At 55.6% G+C, this 19,525-nt stretch carries 19 protein-coding genes; 7 read left to right on the top strand and 12 right to left on the bottom strand.

Annotation, left to right across the window (positions count from 1 at the left end; all coding sequences use genetic code 11):
• Positions 1-95 precede the first annotated feature (95 nt).
• Both K0I31_RS19290 and K0I31_RS19285 read left to right on the top strand, forming a co-directional pair.
• On the top strand, positions 96-1,166 hold the full coding sequence (locus tag K0I31_RS19290; protein WP_220079424.1) for a CDP-glycerol glycerophosphotransferase family protein: 1,071 nt from the start codon (positions 96-98) through the stop codon (positions 1,164-1,166).
• Positions 1,163-1,555 carry an FAD synthase family protein gene (locus tag K0I31_RS19285; protein ID WP_011867489.1) on the top strand — a complete coding sequence of 131 codons (393 nt, stop codon included), beginning with the start codon at positions 1,163-1,165 and terminating at the stop codon, positions 1,553-1,555. Before K0I31_RS19290 ends, K0I31_RS19285 begins: the two co-directional genes overlap by 4 nt.
• Positions 1,556-1,616: 61 nt before the next feature.
• On the opposite strand, the gene rfaD is transcribed toward K0I31_RS19285, so the two are convergent.
• Positions 1,617-2,570: an ADP-glyceromanno-heptose 6-epimerase gene (gene rfaD, locus K0I31_RS19280; RefSeq protein ID WP_220079423.1), complete on the bottom strand. Its 954-nt coding sequence runs from the start codon at positions 2,568-2,570 to the stop codon at positions 1,617-1,619.
• Positions 2,571-2,620: 50 nt separating this feature from the next.
• Positions 2,621-3,646, bottom strand: a complete 1,026-nt coding sequence (locus tag K0I31_RS19275) for a glycosyltransferase family 9 protein (protein WP_220079422.1) — start codon at positions 3,644-3,646, stop codon at positions 2,621-2,623.
• 290 nt (positions 3,647-3,936) lie between these two features.
• On the opposite strand from K0I31_RS19275, the gene coaD reads away from it, so the two are divergent.
• Both coaD and K0I31_RS19265 read left to right on the top strand, forming a co-directional pair.
• The gene (coaD, locus tag K0I31_RS19270; RefSeq protein WP_011867486.1) at positions 3,937-4,413 is read left to right on the top strand and encodes a pantetheine-phosphate adenylyltransferase; all 477 of its coding nucleotides are present in this window, start codon (positions 3,937-3,939) and stop codon (positions 4,411-4,413) included.
• A gap of 10 nt (positions 4,414-4,423) precedes the next feature.
• The gene (locus K0I31_RS19265) at positions 4,424-5,929 is read left to right on the top strand and encodes a capsule assembly Wzi family protein (RefSeq protein ID WP_220079421.1); all 1,506 of its coding nucleotides are present in this window, start codon (positions 4,424-4,426) and stop codon (positions 5,927-5,929) included.
• A gap of 109 nt (positions 5,930-6,038) precedes the next feature.
• Here K0I31_RS19265 and mutM read toward each other — a convergent pair whose 3' ends face one another.
• From mutM to K0I31_RS19225, 8 genes are all read right to left on the bottom strand, one after another.
• The gene (gene mutM / locus K0I31_RS19260) at positions 6,039-6,854 is read right to left on the bottom strand and encodes a bifunctional DNA-formamidopyrimidine glycosylase/DNA-(apurinic or apyrimidinic site) lyase (RefSeq protein WP_220079420.1); all 816 of its coding nucleotides are present in this window, start codon (positions 6,852-6,854) and stop codon (positions 6,039-6,041) included.
• A gap of 23 nt (positions 6,855-6,877) precedes the next feature.
• A complete protein-coding gene (locus K0I31_RS19255) occupies positions 6,878-7,330 on the bottom strand; it encodes a hypothetical protein (protein ID WP_011867483.1) in 453 nt (150 codons plus the stop codon).
• Between the two features lie 63 nt (positions 7,331-7,393).
• Positions 7,394-8,380, bottom strand: coding sequence for a GTP 3',8-cyclase MoaA (gene moaA, locus K0I31_RS19250; protein WP_220079419.1), 987 nt, complete (start codon positions 8,378-8,380; stop codon positions 7,394-7,396).
• A gap of 59 nt (positions 8,381-8,439) precedes the next feature.
• Positions 8,440-10,239 carry a bifunctional molybdopterin-guanine dinucleotide biosynthesis adaptor protein MobB/molybdopterin molybdotransferase MoeA gene (locus tag K0I31_RS19245; RefSeq protein WP_220079418.1) on the bottom strand — a complete coding sequence of 600 codons (1,800 nt, stop codon included), beginning with the start codon at positions 10,237-10,239 and terminating at the stop codon, positions 8,440-8,442.
• A gap of 14 nt (positions 10,240-10,253) precedes the next feature.
• Entirely contained in the window at positions 10,254-10,844 is a 591-nt protein-coding gene (gene mobA / locus K0I31_RS19240; protein WP_220079417.1) for a molybdenum cofactor guanylyltransferase MobA, read from the bottom strand.
• The gene (locus K0I31_RS19235; RefSeq protein ID WP_258406665.1) at positions 10,828-11,550 is read right to left on the bottom strand and encodes an ABC transporter ATP-binding protein; all 723 of its coding nucleotides are present in this window, start codon (positions 11,548-11,550) and stop codon (positions 10,828-10,830) included. The genes mobA and K0I31_RS19235 overlap by 17 nt, the downstream gene beginning before the upstream one ends.
• Complete coding sequence (locus K0I31_RS19230; RefSeq protein ID WP_220043681.1) at positions 11,547-12,254, bottom strand: ABC transporter permease; 708 nt, start codon at positions 12,252-12,254, stop codon at positions 11,547-11,549. The genes K0I31_RS19235 and K0I31_RS19230 overlap by 4 nt, the downstream gene beginning before the upstream one ends.
• Entirely contained in the window at positions 12,251-13,063 is an 813-nt protein-coding gene (locus K0I31_RS19225; RefSeq protein WP_220043680.1) for an ABC transporter substrate-binding protein, read from the bottom strand. The genes K0I31_RS19230 and K0I31_RS19225 overlap by 4 nt, the downstream gene beginning before the upstream one ends.
• Positions 13,064-13,295: 232 nt before the next feature.
• On the opposite strand from K0I31_RS19225, the gene K0I31_RS19220 reads away from it, so the two are divergent.
• Entirely contained in the window at positions 13,296-14,726 is a 1,431-nt protein-coding gene (locus K0I31_RS19220) for a sigma-54-dependent transcriptional regulator (protein WP_011867476.1), read from the top strand.
• 2 nt (positions 14,727-14,728) lie between these two features.
• Positions 14,729-16,870 carry a sensor histidine kinase gene (locus K0I31_RS19215; RefSeq protein WP_220079415.1) on the top strand — a complete coding sequence of 714 codons (2,142 nt, stop codon included), beginning with the start codon at positions 14,729-14,731 and terminating at the stop codon, positions 16,868-16,870.
• 452 nt (positions 16,871-17,322) lie between these two features.
• Here K0I31_RS19215 and K0I31_RS19210 read toward each other — a convergent pair whose 3' ends face one another.
• A complete protein-coding gene (locus K0I31_RS19210) occupies positions 17,323-17,784 on the bottom strand; it encodes a GNAT family N-acetyltransferase (protein ID WP_220079414.1) in 462 nt (153 codons plus the stop codon).
• Positions 17,785-17,864: 80 nt separating this feature from the next.
• The gene (locus tag K0I31_RS19205) at positions 17,865-18,533 is read right to left on the bottom strand and encodes a 7-cyano-7-deazaguanine/7-aminomethyl-7-deazaguanine transporter (protein WP_220059394.1); all 669 of its coding nucleotides are present in this window, start codon (positions 18,531-18,533) and stop codon (positions 17,865-17,867) included.
• A gap of 236 nt (positions 18,534-18,769) precedes the next feature.
• Between K0I31_RS19205 and K0I31_RS19200 the strand changes: the two genes are divergently transcribed.
• The gene (locus K0I31_RS19200; RefSeq protein ID WP_220079413.1) at positions 18,770-19,525 is read left to right on the top strand and encodes a transporter substrate-binding domain-containing protein; all 756 of its coding nucleotides are present in this window, start codon (positions 18,770-18,772) and stop codon (positions 19,523-19,525) included.

Here is a 19,525-nt window from a genome sequence, read left to right as displayed (position 1 = left end):
CCATTGATAGACTGAGGCTAGGTTGAGTGTTTGGCGGCGATCTGCTGTCACTCACGCCGGGTCAAAGGTTTCGATAACCAGCGAGAAGATTGATTGTGATCTGTTTTGATGTTCTGCATCCATACTATTTGCCGCAATATTTGCCCGTCATGCAGGAGTTGCAGGCTCGGGGACAAGTAGTGCGCTTCGTGATCTATCGCAGTCAGGATCAGCAGGCGGCACTCGATGCCCTGGTGGCGCAGAATGGCCTGGAGGCCCATTGGGTCGACTCCCAGGAGGAGGCACTCGCCTACTACCTGAAGGAGAAACCCAGCTGGGTGATCTTTGGCAACAGCTTCGATGCGGCCGCTAAACTCAAGGGTATCTGCAAGACCGCCCTGATGCAGCACGGCATAGGCCCTAAGGCCTGCTATTACACTGTGTCTGAATCGGATATGGATGTGCGTTTCGTCGAGGGGGAATATCGCCTTAAGCGCCTGCAGCAGCTCTTTCCCCATAAGACCTTTATCGATACCGGCTATGCCAAGCTGGATCCTATCGTGCAGGGCAGTGAGGCAGGGCTGGATCTCGCGGCATTAGGCTTAGATCCTGCCAAGCCGACGCTGCTTTACGCGCCGACCTTCTATCCCAGCAGTATAGAGAAAATGGCCAAAGATTGGCCCAGCGCCTTTAGCGAATACAACATTTTGCTTAAGCCACACTATTTTTCGCTTAGCAAACCCAGCTATAAGAAACAGAAGCAACTGCTGGAACATTGGGGCAGTTTTGATAACGTCTACCTGGCACCTGTTGAGCAGGCGAACCTATTACCTTTCATGGCCAGTGCCGATCTCTTGATCAGCGACGCCTCGTCGGCGCTGTTTGAGTTTGCGGCCTTGGATAAGCCCGTGGTCTGGTGTGATTTCTACCACCTGCGCTGGAGTTATCGTGGCATCTTAAGTTTCCGTTTCAAGAATCGCATGGATGAAGATCTCTACCGTTATGCCGGTGTGGCCGCTCACGCGGCGTCGTACAAGGAGCTCAAAGCCGTGGTGGATCAACAGATCGCCCAGCCCGAGTCATTTGCTGCCAAGCGGGCAGAGTACACTCTAGAGTTGGCCGGTCGGGTTGATGGCCACTCTAGTCAGCGCATCGTCGATTATCTTTTGTCCGAAGAGGCTTCATGAGAATTATTACTTTCGGGACTTTCGATATGTTTCATATCGGACACCTCAACATTATCGAGCGCGCCAGAGAGTTAGGGGAACACCTGACGGTGGGCGTCTCCTCGGATGCGCTGAATTTCTCCAAGAAACAGCGCTACCCGATCTGCAACGAGCGTGACAGAATGCGCATTGTCAAGGCGCTCGCCTGTGTCGACGAGGTATTTTTGGAGGAATCGCTGGAGTTAAAGGCGGAATATATCGAGGCGCATCAGGCCGATATCCTGGTGATGGGCGATGACTGGCAAGGCAAGTTCGACCATCTCAAGCCTCTGTGCCAGGTGATCTATCTACCGCGAACACCGGCCATCTCGACGACCCAGCTGATCGAGGTCGTGCGGGAGATAAGATAAAAAAAGCCCCAGGTATCACCCGGGGCTTTCTTTTGCTGATCGATAACTTATTGATCGTTCACTACTGACCGATAAAGTGCTGTGCGGCCAGCCAGTCCAGATATTCTGGGACCCCCTCTTCGACTGTCTTAAAGGCCTGGGTATATCCGGCGGCTCTAAGCTGCGTGAGGTCGGCCTGGGTATAGCTCTGATAGGCGCCCTTGAGCTTATCCGGGAAGGGAATATATTCAATTTCTCCCTTACCATGATAGGCGATCACCGCATTGGCCACGTCGTTGAAGCTCTGTGCCTGACCCGTACCACAGTTGTATACTCCTGAGATCCCTGGGTTTTGCCAAAGCCAGAGGTTGACCTTGACCACATCTTCCACGTAGACGAAGTCTCTTAGCTGCTTGCCATCTTCGAAGCCGTCGTGGCCCTGGAACAGGCGACAGATGCCGCTTGCCTTGATCTGGTTGTTGAAGTGGAAGGCCACGCTGGCCATGCCGCCCTTGTGTTGCTCCCTAGGGCCATAGACGTTGAAGTAACGTAGGCCAGCTACCTGAGTGGTGAAGCTGTGCTGTCTGACATATTGGTCGAACAGGAACTTGGAGTAGGCGTAGACGTTGAGTGGTTTCTCCAGTTCCCGCTGCTCGATAAACTTATCGCTGCCGCCATAGACGGAGGCCGATGATGCGTAGATAAACTGGCTGCCGTTACGTTCGCAGAAATGGAGCAGTGTCTTGGAATACTCGTAGTTGTTGGCCATCATGAACTTGCCGTCCCACTCTGTGGTTGACGAGCAGGCGCCCTGATGGAAGATCACTTCGACCTTGTCATCGAACTGTCCCTGGGCGATTTGCTCGATGAAGTCGGCTTTATCCAGATAGTCGGCAATTTCACAGTCGGCCAGGTTAAACATCTTGGTGCCGTCGGTCAGGTCGTCTACGGCGATAATGTCACTACGCCCTAAATTATTGAGCGCTTTAACTAAGTTGCTACCGATAAAGCCGGCAGCACCCGTTACTATGATCATAATACTTGTCCCGTTTGTGAGAAAAACAGAGTCACACCAGCTAGCTTAGCTTAGCTGACAGCTGACTGACTCGCGTATTGGGTATCTAAAAAGGCCGCGATCTCCTTGGCAGCCAGATCGAAGTCGATGAGTGCCATGTTCCTGCCTGTCTTCTTGCCGACGGGCGGAGTGAAGGCCAGACGCCTCTCGCTCTGGGTCAGGGTCTGCCAACGCACCTTAGGCGCAGAGCGTCTGCCCGCGTAGAAACCGACTGTCGGCACGTTGTGTAAGCCGGCGATATGCAGAGGACCGGTAGAGCCCGCCATAAACATGTCGGCGGCGACCAGAGACTTGGCAAAGTCGGCCAGGCTAGCGAGTGGCTCGGCCATCGCCACCTTGATGCCTTGGGCGCTAAGCAGGTCATTGATCTGCTGGGCCAGGGCAATCTCCTGACCGCTGTAGGTCAGCACGAACTTGCACTCAATTGCGGTCAGCTTGTCTACCTGCGCCAGCAGGCCGGCAAAGTCGCTGGGGGAGATGCCGCCCGACGAGCCGCCGGTGCCGGGATGGGCGAAGATCAGTCGCTCCTCTCCTTGTTGGCCATAGTGATCTTGCCACTTGCGCCGCTCGTGGGAGAGGTCCCAGTAGCGTATCGGCAGTGCGGGGACAGGAATTCTGTGATCGGCCAGGAAGCGCTCGACCATCATGCAGCTCTTACGCCAGCCACCCAGCCCTTTAGGCACTTCTATGCTGGTTCTGTGCTGGTACAGATACTGATACCAGTTGAGCTTAGGGGCCAGCTTGTAGGGAATATCCAGCTTGCGTAGCAGTCGGTAGGTGCGTATCTGCGAGCGGGACACGATAACCGCACCGTAATGGCGCTCGGCAAATGCCTTAGTGATCGCCTGGTCGTCGCCATCATCCACTATCACATGGTCTATGTAGGGGCAGGCCATGGCGAAATCTTTCAATACAGGATCGACGAAGACCTCAATGCTGGCGTTGGGTAGCGCCATTTTAAGCTCATAGAGCGCGGGCCAGGTGAGCACGAAGTCGCCAATTTTATCATTGCGAATGACTAGTACGCTTTTAATCATATGAAAACTTATCTGATGGGAGGCTGTTAGTAGGCACAGCGCCTAAGGCCGAATGCTTAATACAAGCGTGCTTAGAACGACGGTTAATCTCATCTATCATAGCATCGGCGAGTGTCTTGCCGAGCATTCTCCCACGGCATTTTTACACTATTGATGCAAATTGTAACTTTTAGGGATTTTTTCGACAATAAACAATTCGATGCCGGTGGTTCAATCCGGGGGGGAAACTCGTTAAACTAGGCGCAATTCCGCCATTAACTTATACCAAGCCAAAGTAAGGGCTGCGAGCCATGCACACGAAAGCGATTTATCCTGGAACATTCGACCCCGTCACAAACGGTCATACGGACCTTATCGAGCGTGCGGCGAAGTTGTTCAAACAGGTGGTGATAGGCATCGCCGCCAACCCCTCCAAGCAGCCGAGATTCAGCCTGGAGGAGAGGGTAAAGTTGGTCAAGAGGGTGACCGAGCATCTGGACAATGTCGAGGTGGTGGGCTTTAGCGGCCTGCTGGTGGACTTTGCCAAGGAGCAGAATGCCAGCGTCCTGGTGCGTGGCCTGCGTGCGGTATCAGATTTCGAATATGAGTTTCAGCTCGCCAATATGAACAGGCGCCTGAGCGCTGATCTGGAGAGCGTATTTTTAACCCCGGCCGAAGAGAACTCGTTTATCTCTTCGACGCTTGTGAAAGAGGTGGCATTACATGGTGGTGATGTCAGTCAATTTGTGCATGAAGAAGTAGCCAAAGCGCTGCAAAAAAAGGATTAATTTGCCCGTTATGATGGAAAAAATTCGCGCTTATGTTGTTGGAGGCGTCGCGGCCTTAGGCCTGATGATCACCTCCTTAGCCCACGCGGCCCCCTGGGTCGATGTGTCCGATATCTATCTCAGAGCCGACATTCAGGCCCTCGCCGATGCGGGAGTGATCACTGTGCCCGTCAATACCTATCCCCTGATGTGGTCGGGTATTGGGAGCGATCTGAGTAAGGTGGAACCCTCAGTGCTCTCGCCAGGTCTCGCCACCGCGTTTGCCCGGGTGAACTTCTACTACCGCAATGCGGTTGAGAATCGTGGTAACAGCCGCATCAAACTGGCAGGCGGCAGCGATCCGGCGCGATTCCAGCATTTCGGTTCCGACTATCGCGAGAAGGCAGAGGTGCTGGCGTCCCACGAGTATCTGGGTGACAGATTTGCCTTCAAAGTCGCGGCATCGGCCCATTATGATCCCATGGATGAGAAAGAGGTGCGCCTGGATGACTCCTATTTTGCCGTTGTCCTGGGTAACTGGATGGTGACGGCCGGCGCCGTGGATCAATGGTGGGGACCAGGGTTCGATACCGCCCTGCATCGCTCCAACAACGCCCGTCCGCTGCCTAGCCTGATGCTGAGCCGCAACAATGCCGCGGCATTCGAGACGCCTTGGCTCTCCTGGATAGGTCCCTGGACACTGACAACCGGCATCAGCTACCTGGAAGAGGAGCGCGCCGTCGCTAATCCATTGCTGTGGAACTTCCGCGGCACCATACGCCCCTTCAGACAGTTAGAGATGGGCATCTCCTGGACCACTATGTTCTGTGGCGAGGGCGAGGAGTGCGGCCTATCGACCCTGTTCGATGCCATTGCCGGTAATAATACTTGTCCGAATGGTGAAGCCAGCTGTGACCCAGCTCGTCAGTCAAAAGTAGGTAACCAGATGGCGGGTTTCGATATTCGTTATGCCGATACCTGGTTCGATATTCCGGTAGGCCTCTACTTAGAGCGTACCTGTGAAGACTCGAGCGGCCCTATGCCTTGGGACTTGGCCGATTGCGCCAAGCTGTTTGGCGCCGATACCCGTTTCGAGTTCGACTCTCAGCAGTATAAGCTCTTCTTCGAGTATTCAGATACCATGGTGGCCTGTGGTGAGGATCAGAACGCTTTCAACTGCTTCTACGAGCACGGTACCTACAAGAGTGGTTCGCGCTACTATGGCCGCTCGCTAGGCAGCACCTATGACAGCGACGCCAACGTCTATGTGTTGGGGCTTATCGGTCAGTTTGCCAACAGCCATGGTTTCACCTCTTTGCTACGCTTCGCTCAGCTAAACAAGGATGGTAAGAATCGCGGTGGTGAGTGGGCACCCAAGCCGCGTAAGGAAGATCTTTTGATGCTGGAGCTCAGCTATCGCCTGCCAATCTGGAAGGGTATGATGAGCCTGGGCGGCACTGTGTCTCAGTCTGAATTCGAGGTGGACGACAAGGATACCAATGTGACCCTGTTCGGCAGCTATGAGTATCGCTTCTAATGTTTAGAGTAGTTGTTTAGCTAAGGCTTTAGCTGAAAACGAGTAATTAAAAAGGCTGACATCTTGTCAGCCTTTTTGCTTTTTGAGGCAGGGATATACTGAGCCTGGATTAGCGTGGCTGACACAGGCCGCAGAAGACGGTGGCCCTTTGGCCCAGTTTGATCTCGCTCAGCAGATTGCCGCATTGGGTGCAGGTCTCGCCGCCGCGGCCATAGACATGCAGCTTCTGGGCGAAATAACCGGGTTTGCCCTCGGCGTTGGTGAAGTCTTTGAGCGTGGTGCCACCCTGTTTGATCGCCTGGGTCAGGATCTGTTTCACCTCGGCAACCAGTACCGTGAGCCGCTCCCTATCGATTCGTCCCGCCTCGGCCTGTGGGTGTATGCCGGCGGCAAACAGGGCTTCGTTGGCATAGATATTCCCTACGCCCACCACGATATGATTGTCCATCAGGCAGAGTTTGACCGCCTTCTTCTTACCTTCCAGGGCCTTGGCCAGATAGTCGACATTGAAGCCCGATTGCAGGGGTTCTGGGCCTAGCTTGGCCAGCAAGGGGTGGGCGGCTTCGGGCAGCTCGCACCAGAGCCAGGCGCCGAAGCGTCTGGGATCGTTAAACCTGAGCACCTTGCCGCTGGCCAGTTCCAAATCGATATGGTCATGCTTCTCCACCGGCGTAGACTTGGGCAGAATTCGCAGGCTGCCGGACATGCCGAGGTGGACTATGGTGGTGCCGGCATCGGTATCCAGCAGCAGGTATTTGGCGCGGCGACGTATACCTCTGATGGTCTGTCCGACTATCTGCTGGGCAACCTCGGGGACGGGCCAGCGCAGGGAGGCGTTACGCACAGTTAATCCTGTGACCTGCTGATCGAGCAGGTGAGGGGAGATCCCTTGGCGGGTCACTTCGACTTCTGGGAGTTCGGGCATAGGTGTCTCTTCGTTTCGCTGGTTTAGGGATTATCGAGTCTGAGGATCGGCTGCAATGACGGGCGCAGGCTCGGCGGGATCCGGTACCAGTTACCGGCCGGTGAGCTCAGTAGCCCCTCTTCGGGATAGATGAGCCAGAGCTGTGGCGTCTCTATGTCGCGGATCTGGATCACCAACTCATGGGCAGGCGTGCTTATGTCAGTGGGTTTGGCGATTGGCGAGACAAGGATGCCACTCCAGGCCTCGGCCCATTGGCGACAGTTGAGCACCTGAGGATCACACTGCCAGCCGAAGCCCTGCTGGGCGAGCCAGAGATCGTCATATTGCAGCTGAAACAGGGGCGCCTGTTGATCGAAGAGGGGCTGGGCATCTTCCGGGATCGCCTGGCGGTGACGTTCTAAAAAGGTGAGTATCGCCACCATGGCGATGGAGGCGAAGATGATGATGTTATTCCATTTTCTTCGGGTCAGGGCCATCTCGAGTCAGACTCATTCAATATCAGATGTGTCAGAGTCTATCATCGAAAATGGCCCAGGGCATTAGCCACCGGTGGCATTCATGAAGCGTAGGATCTGGGTTTCGCCCTCTGGGCCGAAGTGATGTTCCTTGGGTTTGAGCTTGATCGCCTCGAGAATCGCCTGCTTCAGGCGCTCGATATCACCGGGATATTCTCTGACAATTGCCTTAAGGTCCACCGAGTTTTCGTTACCCAGGCAGAGGAGTAAACGTCCCTCTACTGTGACCCTTACTCGGTTGCACTCGTGGCAGAAGTTGTTGCTGTGGGGCGAGATGAAGCCCACGTGTATCTTGCTGCCGGGCATGGTGTAGTAGCGGGCCGGGCCACCGGTACGCTTGTCAGACACGCTGAGTGGATAGCGCTTGGCAATGATCGCCTTGACCTCGTCGCTGCTGCAGTGGCGGCTCTTCTTGCGCTCGTCGATGACACCTAGGGGCATCTCCTCGATGAAGGCGATATCCAGTTCGCGCTCGCGGCAAAACTCGATGAGATCCAATACCTCGTCGTCATTCTGGCCACGCAGGATCACGGCGTTGATTTTGATGCGGTTAAAGCCCGCCGCCTTGGCGGCATCTATCCCCTGGATCACCCGCTCCAGATTGCCGTTGCGGGTCAGCTGGGTAAACAGCTCGGGTTTTAGGGTATCTAAGCTGATGTTGAGCCGGCTCAGGCCCGCCTCATGCATCTTGCCGGCAAACTTGCTTAGGCGCGAGCCATTGGTGGTCATGGACAACTCTTTGAGGCCGGGGAGTCGCCCCAGCAGCTTGACCAATTGGTCGCAATCGGTGCGCACCAAGGGCTCGCCGCCGGTAAGGCGGATCTTCTTGACCCCAAGCTCGGTAAAGGCCTGACCTATCCAGGCTAGTTCCTCCAGGCTGAGCACCTGCTCTCTGTCGAGGAAGCAAGGGTCTTCACTCATGCAGTAGACACAGCGAAAATCGCATCTGTCGGTCACCGAGAGACGCAGATATTCCACGGTGCGGCCAAAGGTATCGACTATCAAACTCATACAGAATCACCTACGGCGGCGGGGAGTTCGTCTCACCCGCCTGGCTAATCCATTGTCGACTATAAAAGATCGGCAAAGGGTTGAATATAAACGGTATCACCCACGTTGAGCTGCTCGTCTTTCTCGGCGATCACGATAAGGCAGTTACCCTTCACCATGGAGCTCAACATGCCCGAACCCTGAGCACCTGTGCTGGTGACATGCAGGCGGCCGTCAGCGCCCAGATGATAAACGCCGCGGGTAAATTCGGTGCGACCCGTTCGGCTGCGCAGAGTGCAGTCGGCGATGGCTGGCACTAAGTTCGGCGCCCACTCCAGTTCCCCCGCCAGCTTGCGCAGCGCAGGCTGAACAAATTGCATGAAGGAGACCATCACGGCCACAGGATTCCCCGGCAGGCCGAAGAAGAGGCTATCGCCTATCTGGCCGAAGGCCAGTGGGCGACCCGGACGCATGTTGATGCGCCAGAAGTTGATCTGTCCCACCTTGGCGAGCGCTAACTTGATAAAGTCGGCATCACCCACCGAGACGCCGCCGGAGCTTATCACCACGTCCGCCTGCTGCGCCGCGCCTTGTAGGGCGTCGACCAAGGCTGCCTCGTTATCTTCCAGGATGCCGAGATCGATCACCTCGCAACCCAGCTGTTTCACCATGGACTTGATGGTGAAGCGGTTGGAGTCGTAGATGCAGTTAGGCTTTAAGGGCTCGCCCGGCTGACACACCTCGTCGCCAGTGGAGAAGACGGCGACCTTGGGGCGGCGGTACACGGGCAGCTTGCCGAAGCCCAAGGAGGCCAGCATGCCTTGATGGGCGGCCTTGAGTCTGTGTCCGGCGCTCAGGGCTGTGTGGTCCTTGGCAATGTCTTCACCGGCTTGACGCACGTGTTGTCCCTGGCTGATATTGCCTTGGAAGCTGACGCTGTCGCCGCTGTCTTCTGCCATCTCCTTCATCTGCACCGTATCGGCGCCGTTCGGCATTGGAGCGCCCGTCATGATGCGCACCGCCTCGCCGGGGTTGAGTGTGCCCTGATAGCTGTGACCCGCCATCACATCGCCCACCAGTGTGTAGCTGTCTAGCATGGGGTCTGAGTAGGCAAACGCAAAGCCATCCATCGCCGAATTGGTGTGCTGGGGCACGTCCACCGGCGAGATGGCATCTTGGGCCAGTACCCTGTCTGTGCTGTCGTCGATGGCGACCTCTTCGCTGACCGACACAGGTGTGACGTAGGAGAGGATCTTGTCTATCCCTTGTCTCACCGACAGCGTCTTGCTGGTGTCCAGCTCGCATCCGCACTCGGGCGCGAGGGGGAGCGATGGCGTGCAGGGGCGCCAGTTGTTGGCGTATTCGATGACGAAGTCGGCTATCTGGCCCACATCGTTGATATCTAGGCGTCTGAGATCTGAGGGCAGCTCAGTGTCATCGCAGCAGGCGATGGCCTGAATGTGCTCGTCATGGGTATGGATAAAGGGCTTGCCGTGGGCGGCGCGGTGCAGCTCCACCTTAGGTAGGGCCAGCTTCTTGAAGCCCTCTACCAGGACGATATCCACCTTGTCGGCTTCAATTTGCGCCAGCAGGTGGGGCAGTTCGGGCGCATCCTCAACCGGATCTTCTGTCATCAGCGCCCAGCGCACATGGGAGGCGACCAGCATCTGGCGGGCACCGGCCTTGCGCATTTCAAAGCTGTCCTTACCGGGAATATCCACATCGAAGTTGTGATGAGCATGTTTGACAACGGCTAGCCGCAGGCCTCGACGATTGAGTTCGGGGATCAGCTTCTTTAGCAGGGTCGTCTTGCCTGTGCCACTGTAGGCGCAAAATCCGAGGACGGGGATTGGCAGTGGATTGTTAAACGGTACGCTCATGTACACCTCTATTTTTAGTGGGCAATTGCCTCGGAAAGTTGTTGTTTTTGTTCTGGCGTGTTGACGTTCACGAAGGCGTTGGGCTGATCGGAGAAGTCACACACGACGCAGTGGTGCTTGGCGTACCAGAAATCGATCTTACGCTCGCCGGCATCTAAGAAGGCCTTCATAGACCCTCGCAGTGCGGGCTTCATCAGTAACACCACAGGTTGCTCTCGCTTACCGTCGCTGGCTACCGCCATCTCAGCGTCTTCTGCGGTGATCGCCGCCAGCATACGCTGCACCAGATCCATCGGCAGCAGCGGACAGTCGCAGGGTACTACCAGGAGGTAGTCGGCCTGGGTCTGCCCCATCGCCGTGATCATACCGGCCAGCGGCCCTAAATAACCCGAGTCTTCGTCACTCAATACTGGATAACCAAACTCAGCATAGCGATCTTGGTTGCGATTTGCGTTGATCAGGATCTGCTTAACCTGAGGTTTTATCCTGTCGATTGCGTGTCTTATCATCGGCTGATCGTTGAGTTCGACCAGTCCCTTATCGTTGCCGCCCATGCGTCTGGCCATGCCGCCGGCAAGGATCACGGCATCAATTTGCGGTGACATATCTCAGCTCCTGCTGTGATGGGGTGAAGGGGCGCTCGTCGAGGGGCGACGGGCTTATCTGAATTTCTTGTGCCTGAATTTGCCAGGTCTGCTCGCACAGGCCGGTGAGCGAACAGCTCTGATGGCTGCTGATCAGCATGCCTGTGCCCTGTTGTTTCAGGTGGCTGACCATGGTCAGTACCAGCTGCTGGGACAGCTTGTCCATGTTGGAGGTAGGCTCGTCCAGCATCAGCAGGCGTGGACGCATGATCCAGGCACGGGCTATAGCCAGGCGTTGGCGCTCGCCGCCTGAGAGGCTGGCGGCTCTTTGGTTGAGCAGGCTGCCCAGCTGGGCCATTTCGATAGCCGTCTGGGTGCGCGAGGCGATCTCCTGCTCCGTCATGTCGCAAAAGGGCTGCACATAGTTGAGGTTGTAGGCCACGCTTCCATCAAACAGATAGGGATGTTGATGCAGATAAACCGCCTTACCCAGCAAGGGGTTGCGGCGCCACCAAGGATTGGGGGTGAAACCTTCTGTGTGGATCTCGCCCTGGCTGGGTGCCTGCAGGCCTGCCAGCATCTTCATCAGTGTAGTCTTGCCGCTACCGTTGTCGCCCTGCAGGTGTATGGTCTGGTGCTGAGCCAGGCTGAGGCGATCGAAACGGTACAGCAGGCGGCTGCCGAAGCGCATCTCTATGTTGTTGGCGATGATCTTGACCATGGCTATAGGCTCCTAGGTTCGGCTCTGCCTCTGAGGGTGCCCAGAGTGAAGTTAAGCACTAAGGCCAGGATAAGCAGCACCAGTCCCAGGGCGATAGCCTGGGCGAAGTCGCCCTTACTGGTTTCCAAGGCGATGGCGGTGGGGATATTTCGGGTGACGCCGGCGATGTTGCCGCCCACCATCATGGAACAGCCAACCTCGGTGAGAATGCGGCTAAAGGCCGCGACTATGGCCATCAATAGCGGCACCTTGAGTTCCCGGCACACCAGCCAGACGGAACGCAGCCAGGAGGCGCCTAAGGTGCGCGAGGTTTCCCAGGCACGCTTGTCCACGCTGGTAAAGGCGGCCTGACTCATGGCGATTAACACGGGGGCGCAGATCATCATCTGTCCCAGTATCATGCCTTTCTGGGTAAATAGCCATTTAAGATCCCCCAGGGGACCCATGCGGGTAAGCATCAGATAGACCAAGAGGCCGATCACCACTGTGGGGATAGATTGGGTCGTCTGTACCAGGTTTGTGGCAAACCAACGTCCGGGAAAACGGGCGAAGGCCAGCACGAAGCCCAGTACCATAGAGGGAATTAGGGTGATCGCCAGCGCCGCAAAAGAGACAGAAAAGGAGACGCTGACGATAGACCAAACATCGGGATCTAATGAAAACAGCAGGCTCAACGCCTGCTGTATTAGGGCTAACCAGCCTTCACTCATTCGCTATATGTTGCCTTAAATAGTTGCTCACCCTGTACGGTGTAGCTGTTAATCATGCCTTGGGCTTCGTTGCCAATCAGCCAGTCACTCAGCGCCTTAGCACCTTTGTGGTTCAGATCTGGGTATTTCTCTGGGTTGATCAACATGATTTGATAAGGGTTAGCCAGTGTCTTACCGCCATCATAGTCAACCGCGAGATCTAACTTCGCCTTGTAGGCAACGAAGGTACCACGGTCAGACAGTGTGTAGGCTTGTAGTTCGTTGGCCATCAGCAGCGTCTTACCCATGCCTTGGCCCACGGCGCGGTAGCCGTTAAATGTTGGCTCAACCTTAGCGCCTTTCCAGATGATCAACTCTTTCATGTTGGTACCAGAGTTGTCACCGCGAGAGACGAAGCCCGCGCCAGAGTCGGCTATTTTAGCAAAGGCCTCTTCGGCTGTCTTACTGCTACGGATCTTAGCTGGGTCATTTTTCGGGCCCAAGATCACAAAATCGTTTTCCATGATGCCGCGTGGCAGTATGCCGTAGCCTTCGTTAACGAATTTGGCTTCGGCAGCTGGAGCGTGAGTCATCACCACGTCCACGTCGCCCTGGCGAGCCAGCTTGAGGGCCTTACCCGTACCTGTGGCGATAACCTGAACCTTATAGCCAGACTCCTGCTCGAACTTAGGCAGTAGGTGCTTGAGTAGACCAGAGTTTTCTGTGCTGGTGGTGGTGGCCAGTTTAATGACCTCTTCTGCCTGGGCAGAGGTTAGCGTAAGGGCACTGGCGACGATCGCTAGGCTGAGGATTGATTTTAGCTTTAGCATTTTTGCTCCTTGGCATCTGCTGGTTTGCGTGATGTTGCCGGGATCACGCGGATTATTGTGTGAATAACGACTCTGTTTCAGCAAAAACAGTGCCAAATCCATTATCTGCAAAAAAAGCTCACAAGTTGCCAACAAAGTGTGAAGCAGATCGCAAGCTCGGCAAATTATCGCCAGACATAATGTCCCAGAGCGCGATTCTACTGGTTCAGGGTGACCAATTGGCCGAGGTTTGATGCTAGAATCTGTTCAATATGAGTCAAAATGTCCAAAAGAAGACAATATGAGCCAGCCCAATAAAGAGATGAAGCCCCTACCATCCGCCGTATCTGTGCTTATCGTCGACGATGAGCCGGGCATGCGCAGCTTCCTGAAGAAGGCGCTGTCGAAGAAGTTCGCCCTGGTGGAAACCGCCGGTAGCGTCGAAGATGCCGAGCAGCTCAGGAGCCGCTGTCACTTCGATCTGCTGATCGTCGATATCCGCCTGCCGGGCCGTTCCGGCATAGAGTGGGACGAGGCCCTGAGCGATCAGGAGCGGCGCTCAGACATCATCTTCATGACGGGCTATGCCGATATGGACGTGGCCATCAAGGCGCTGCGCGCCGGCGCCTCCGACTTTATTATGAAACCCTTCCATCTTGAGCAGATGATGAAGGCGGTTGACCGCTGCATCGAACGTCGTCTGCTCAAGCGCGAAAACCTGATGCTGCGCCGCGAGGTCTCCATCGGCCAATCCTCCACCATCATAGGCAGCAGCGATGCCATGATGGAGGTGAAACATGTGATCGAGCGGGTGGCACCCACCAATGCGGTGATCCTGATCGAAGGCGAATCGGGCACGGGTAAGGAGCTGGTGGCCAGACAGCTGCATCTGCTCAGCGGTCGTCAGGGGCCTTTCGTGCCGGTCAACTGTGGCGCCATCGCCCCCGAGTTGCTGGAGAGTGAACTCTTCGGTCATGCGGCCGGCTCCTTTACCGGCGCCAAGGGCAACCGTGAAGGTTTGTTCAGCTTCGCCTCGGGCGGCACCATCTTCCTCGACGAGATAGGCGAGATGCCGCTCAAGATGCAGACGGCCTTGCTTAGGGTGCTGGAGCAGCGCACCATACGGCCCGTGGGCAGCGAGAAGGAGATCAATATCGATGTCCGGGTACTGGCGGCCACCAACCGCAAGCTGGCGGACGAGGTAGAGGCCGGTAACTTCAGGCGTGATCTCTTCTATCGACTCAACGTATTAGACATAGTGATCCCACCGCTGCGGGAGCGCCCCGAAGATGTGGTGGAGCTGACCCATCACTTCACCCGCCTATTGGCCGCCGAGCTGGGGGTCAAAGAGGTGGTGTGGAGCCACGAGGATATGCTCAAGCTGCAACAGCATGAGTGGCCGGGCAACATCCGCGAGCTGCGCAACATGATTGAGCGCTGTATCCTGTTGGGTAAGCCACCGGCGGAATATTGGAAACAGCAGCCTAAATCAGAGGCAACTGGCGAGCTGGGTTATCCGCTGGATTGGTCGCTCAAAGAGGTGGAGAAACACCATGTGACCTCAGTGGTCGACCTGCATCAGGGCAACAAGTCTGCCGCCGCGCGCGATCTCGGGGTTTCCCGTAAGACACTGGATCGTAAATATAAAGAGTGGTTCGAACTCAATCATCTCGAGGAAGAATAACCGTGTCTTTTTTCTCGCGTCTCTTTGGTGTCAACTGGCAGCAGCTGCAGGCCAAGGTGCGTTATCGCATCTTGATCCTCACCCTGCTGCCCATCTTGCTGACCTTGGTGAGCCTGGTGTTCATCACCATCTACTGGAATATCAGCTATACGGGCAAACAGCTCTTCATGAAGGTGAAGGCCGACCTTACCGTTGCCAGCAACACACTGATCTCTGTGCAGGAGAAGCAGGAAAATCAGCTCGAGCTGGTGCGCGCCTCCTGGGAGTTTCAAAACGAATTTCGCGATCTCGATACCGACAGCAAGGCCGCCAGAGCTCAGCTGGCCGAGCTGCTCAAGCAGAAGCAGGCCGAGCTCGACCTGGACTTCCTCAGGTTGATCAGCGTCTCCGAGGCCGCCCAGGACCCTGATTTAAGGGTGATGCTGCCCAAGATACAGGACAATCAGCCCTTCTCGGGTTTAATGGTGTTGCAGCCCCAGCGTCTGGCCCGTTTGGCGCCCAACCTGGAGCAGGAAGCGGTGATCACCCTGGTGGACACCCCAAGATCCCAGAAACCGAGCAAGGATGTGGAGAAGCGCGGCATGCTCAGCCGCAGCCTACTACCGATCCTGGGCAGCGATGGCGCAGTGGGCTGGTATCTGGACGGCGGCATCTTGCTTAATCGCGACATTCGCATCGTGGACCATATTCGTGACCTGGTTTATGACAAGGGCACGCTGCCGGAGCGCTCCATCGGCACGGTAACCATCTTCCTCGACAACACCCGCATCAGCACTAACGTGCCGCTGAACTTCTTCCCCCAAGACAGCGAGAAGCGCGGCCGCGCGCTCGGTAGTCTGGTGTCGGAAGAGGTAAGGCAGAAGGTGTTGGTGCAGGGCCTGCTCTGGGTCGACCGCGCCTTCGTCTACAACGACTGGTTTATCTCCGCCTATGCACCGTTGAAAGATATTCGCGGCGAGCGTATCGGCATGATCTACACAGGGTTTTCCGAATCTCCCTTTATTCATAACTACCTGCTGAACATCATAGAGCTGGGCACTATCCTCATGTTGGTGCTGCTGGTCTCTGGCCTGCTGGTCTACCGCGGCGCATACAGCCTGCTGCAGCCGATCGAGCGTATTCACCATGTGGTGAAGGCGGTGCAATCGGGGCGTAACCTGAGAATCGGGTCCTTGGGGCTGGAGCGCGATAACGAGCTGGCGAATCTGGCCGAGCAGTTCGACCGCATGCTGGACCTGTTGCAGCGACGCAACTCGCAGATCCAGGCGGCGGCAGAGCAGCTCGAGGTCAAGGTCGAGGAGCGTACCCGCAGCCTGCAGGAGAAGACTGAGGAGCTGCAGCGTAACGTGGCCCTGCTGAACGAGACCCGCCAGCAGCTGGTGACCAACGAGAAGCTGACCGCCCTGGGTGAGCTGACGGCGGGGATCGCCCACGAGATCAACAACCCCACGGCGGTTATCCTGGGTAACATGGAGCTGCTCAAGTCTGAGCTGGGCGACAAGGCCGAGGATGTCGAGGAAGAGATAGATATCGTCATCGAGCAGGTGGGGCGCATCAGCACCATCATTCGCAGCCTGTTGCAATACAGTCGTCCCGGCGAGTTTAACGCGCCGCTGGAGATGCATCAGCTCACGCCGATCGTTGAGGAGATGGCCATCCTGGTTCGCCACTCCATCAAGAAGCAGGAGGTGGTGCTGATCCAGGATCTCAACGCCAGTTATCCTATCGAGGTCAATCGTCCTCAGCTGCTGCAGGTGCTAATCAACCTAGTGGTTAACGCCGCCCACGCCATGGATGGACAGGGACGCATCTGGATCCGCACCTATGACTGGGTCCAGGGCGGAGAGCCCATAGGGGTCAAGATAGAGGTGGAAGATGAGGGTAAGGGGATCCCCGAGGAGCAACTGGGGCGCATTTTCGATCCTTTCTATACCACGCGTCAGGATGGTACCGGACTTGGGCTTTCCCTGAGCTACGGTATCATCAAGCGTATCGGCGGCACCATAGAGGTCAGCTCTACGGTCGGCAAGGGCACCCTGTTTACCATAGGCCTGTACCACAAGGCGATCGACGATCAGTTCAATCCGCCCTACGAGGGGCTGCATTTCTCCAGTGCGCTGGATAAGAAGGCGCGAGAGGCCTAGGGATACGTTAGGATTAGGGATTGGTAAGCCTTAGTGATTGGTAAGGCTTAGGGATACCTAGCGTTTCCCTGGCAGGCCTTATAAGTCTGGACTTCAGATAAAAAAAGAGCCGGAATATTAATATTCCGGCCACAAAGAGTGTGTGAGCAATGTTGTGCTTGCGAACTCATCATAGTAAGCAGAGATGAAGTGCTTAAAACAGACTGAGTTTTGGAACGCACCTAAATAGTAATAATTATCATTTAGGTTTGCAAGCTTTTATCGTGTAAAGATTCGCGATTAATACCAATCACAGTAAATATGTGATCAGAAATAGCGCAGGAAAAACGCTTGAGAACAAAGCAGGATTTTTAGATAAGTAGTTATTCTACAATTAAAAATACTAATACAGTTATCGAGCGTTTTAACAAGCTAGAATGATTAATTATTTATTACGATTGGTATAACAGACTCTAGTTCAGTAATTTGTTTAAAACCAACTTGTTATCATCGATATTGGCCGCGGTATTTTCCAACCCGGCTATCTTGTAGCCCTGCTGGATCAGCAGCTGCAACATGTTGGCGAAGCGGTTATAGGTCTTCACCGCCAGGGTGTTGAAGCCCTGTGTCTTGGCCCAGCGCTCCTGATCTTGCATCAATGCCTTGGCCAGCCCAAGCTGACGAAACTCAGGCAGAATGGCGCCCAGCCAGCTGTAGAACTCACCATTGGTCTCGCCATAGCCTATCTTGTAGCCCGCCAACTCGCCCTCGATGCGGATCAGCTGTACCAGAAAGGTCTTGCCGCGCAGGCGCGCTTGATAGTCTTCAGCCTGATGACGGCCGTCGAATTCGGGCACCTCCTGGCTTAGGTCGATCAGGGTGTTGATGAGCTCATCGCTCAGCTGGGTGTGATGCTCGATACTTGTGGTGTACATCTTGGCTCTCCAAAGTTTGTCGCTAGCATGGCGGCACTGGTGAAAATTTGAGTGCCGCGATGATAGTACAAATCAACTGGTCAGGCCAGTTCGCTCTGCGATTTTGTCTGGCCTTCTCGCAAAATTCGCTCCTGCAATACCCTGAGCAAGACGCCGTAGGCGGGCAGGAAGAGTCCCAGGCTGACGATCAGCTTGAAGCCATAGTCGACGCTGGCGATCTCCATCCAGTGCTCGGCCATGAAGGGATCGCTCGAGGCATAGAAGGCCACGCTGAAGAAGACCAGGGTATCGATAAGATTGCCGATAACCGTCGAGGCGGCTGGTGCCACCCACCAGGCCTTGGCCTGTCTTAGGCGGGCGAACACGGTAATGTCCATCAGCTGGCCTACCAGATAGGCGGCGAAGCTGGCGAAGGCGATACGAAACACGAAGTTGTTGAACTGCGCCAAGGCGTCGCCACCCTGAAAACTGCCCTGATGGAAGAGCACGCCGATCAGATAGGAGATCAACAGCGCAGGTATCATGGCCCTGAGGATGATCTTACGCGCCGACTGCTGGCCGAAGATTCTCACCGTCAGATCTGTCGCCAGATAGACGAAGGGAAAGCTAAAGGCGCCCCAGGTGGTATGAAACCCAAATAGCTGAAAGGGTAGCTGAACCAAGTAGTTACTTGCGGTGATAATGGCAATATGAAAGCTGACGAGCAGCAGTAGCGCACGCTGAATCTGCGCTTGGGATAACATTAACATCTTGTGACCTTTTTAGTGGGTTAACGCGGGGTGAGGGAACCCGCTTAGAAACTGGATAAGGCTTACGCCTCGGTTAGCCGTCTTCCTTGGTTGGCCGGGAGACAGGGCGGCAAATTATAGTCATTAAGACCAAATGAGCAAGGATTTTGCGTCGTTTTCTCTGCCCGGCTCCCGCTTGGACCACATAAAGAGACTACACTTGGTGGACTATCACCATGATTTCGAGGAGGGGGCCGATGAGATCTTGGCGTTATCTTGTGGTCATCTTGTGCGCCTGCCTGTTAGTGAGCACTCCCTGGCGCGCCGCGTCCGAAGAGGTGGAGGAGATCACTGTCGTGACCGGCAACTGGCCCGGTTACAGCACGCCCGATGGCAAGGGCTATTATCTCGCGCTGCTGCAAAGTGCCTTCCCCGCCCCCAAGTGGAAACTCTCGATAGATTTCGTGCCCTTCTCCCGCGCCCTCTACATGGTGCAGCAACAAAAGGTCGATGTGGGGCTGGGCTTCTACATCGACGAGGTCAAACCCGACTATTACTGCGACCTGCCGGTGGAGGTGGATCAGGTGGATGCGGCGCTCACCCCAGAACTGGCGGCCATCTGGCAGGATATCAACAGCCTGAAAAAGAAGAAGGTGAAGGCGCTGCTTGAGTATCGCTACGACACCTTTATCAAGGTGCCCATGTATTACGAGGAGGGCAGTGATCTGCTGCAGATGCTCAACCATGTCAACAACGGCAAGATAGACGCCGTGCTCGACTATAAGCGTTCACTGCAGGGGCTCGCCAGCCAGCTAAATCGGCCGCAGCAGTATGTGATAAAGGAAAACGTGTTGAATCCAGAGGTGTTTTTCGTCTTTCCTCAGACGCCTAAGGGCAAGCGTCTGAAGGCGATCTTCAACAGTGTCATGGCGCGCATGGCCGAGAGTGGCGAGCTGGACAGGCTGTTTCAGGCCAACATCAGCTATCGCGCCCGGGTGCCACTAGCCAATTAA

It is taken from the genome of Shewanella spartinae, from assembly GCF_019457555.1.
GTDB classification, from domain to species: Bacteria; Pseudomonadota; Gammaproteobacteria; order Enterobacterales; family Shewanellaceae; genus Shewanella; species Shewanella loihica.
The sequence above is the reverse complement of the archived record's forward strand: the minus strand, read 5'-3'. Positions and strand labels throughout refer to the sequence as shown.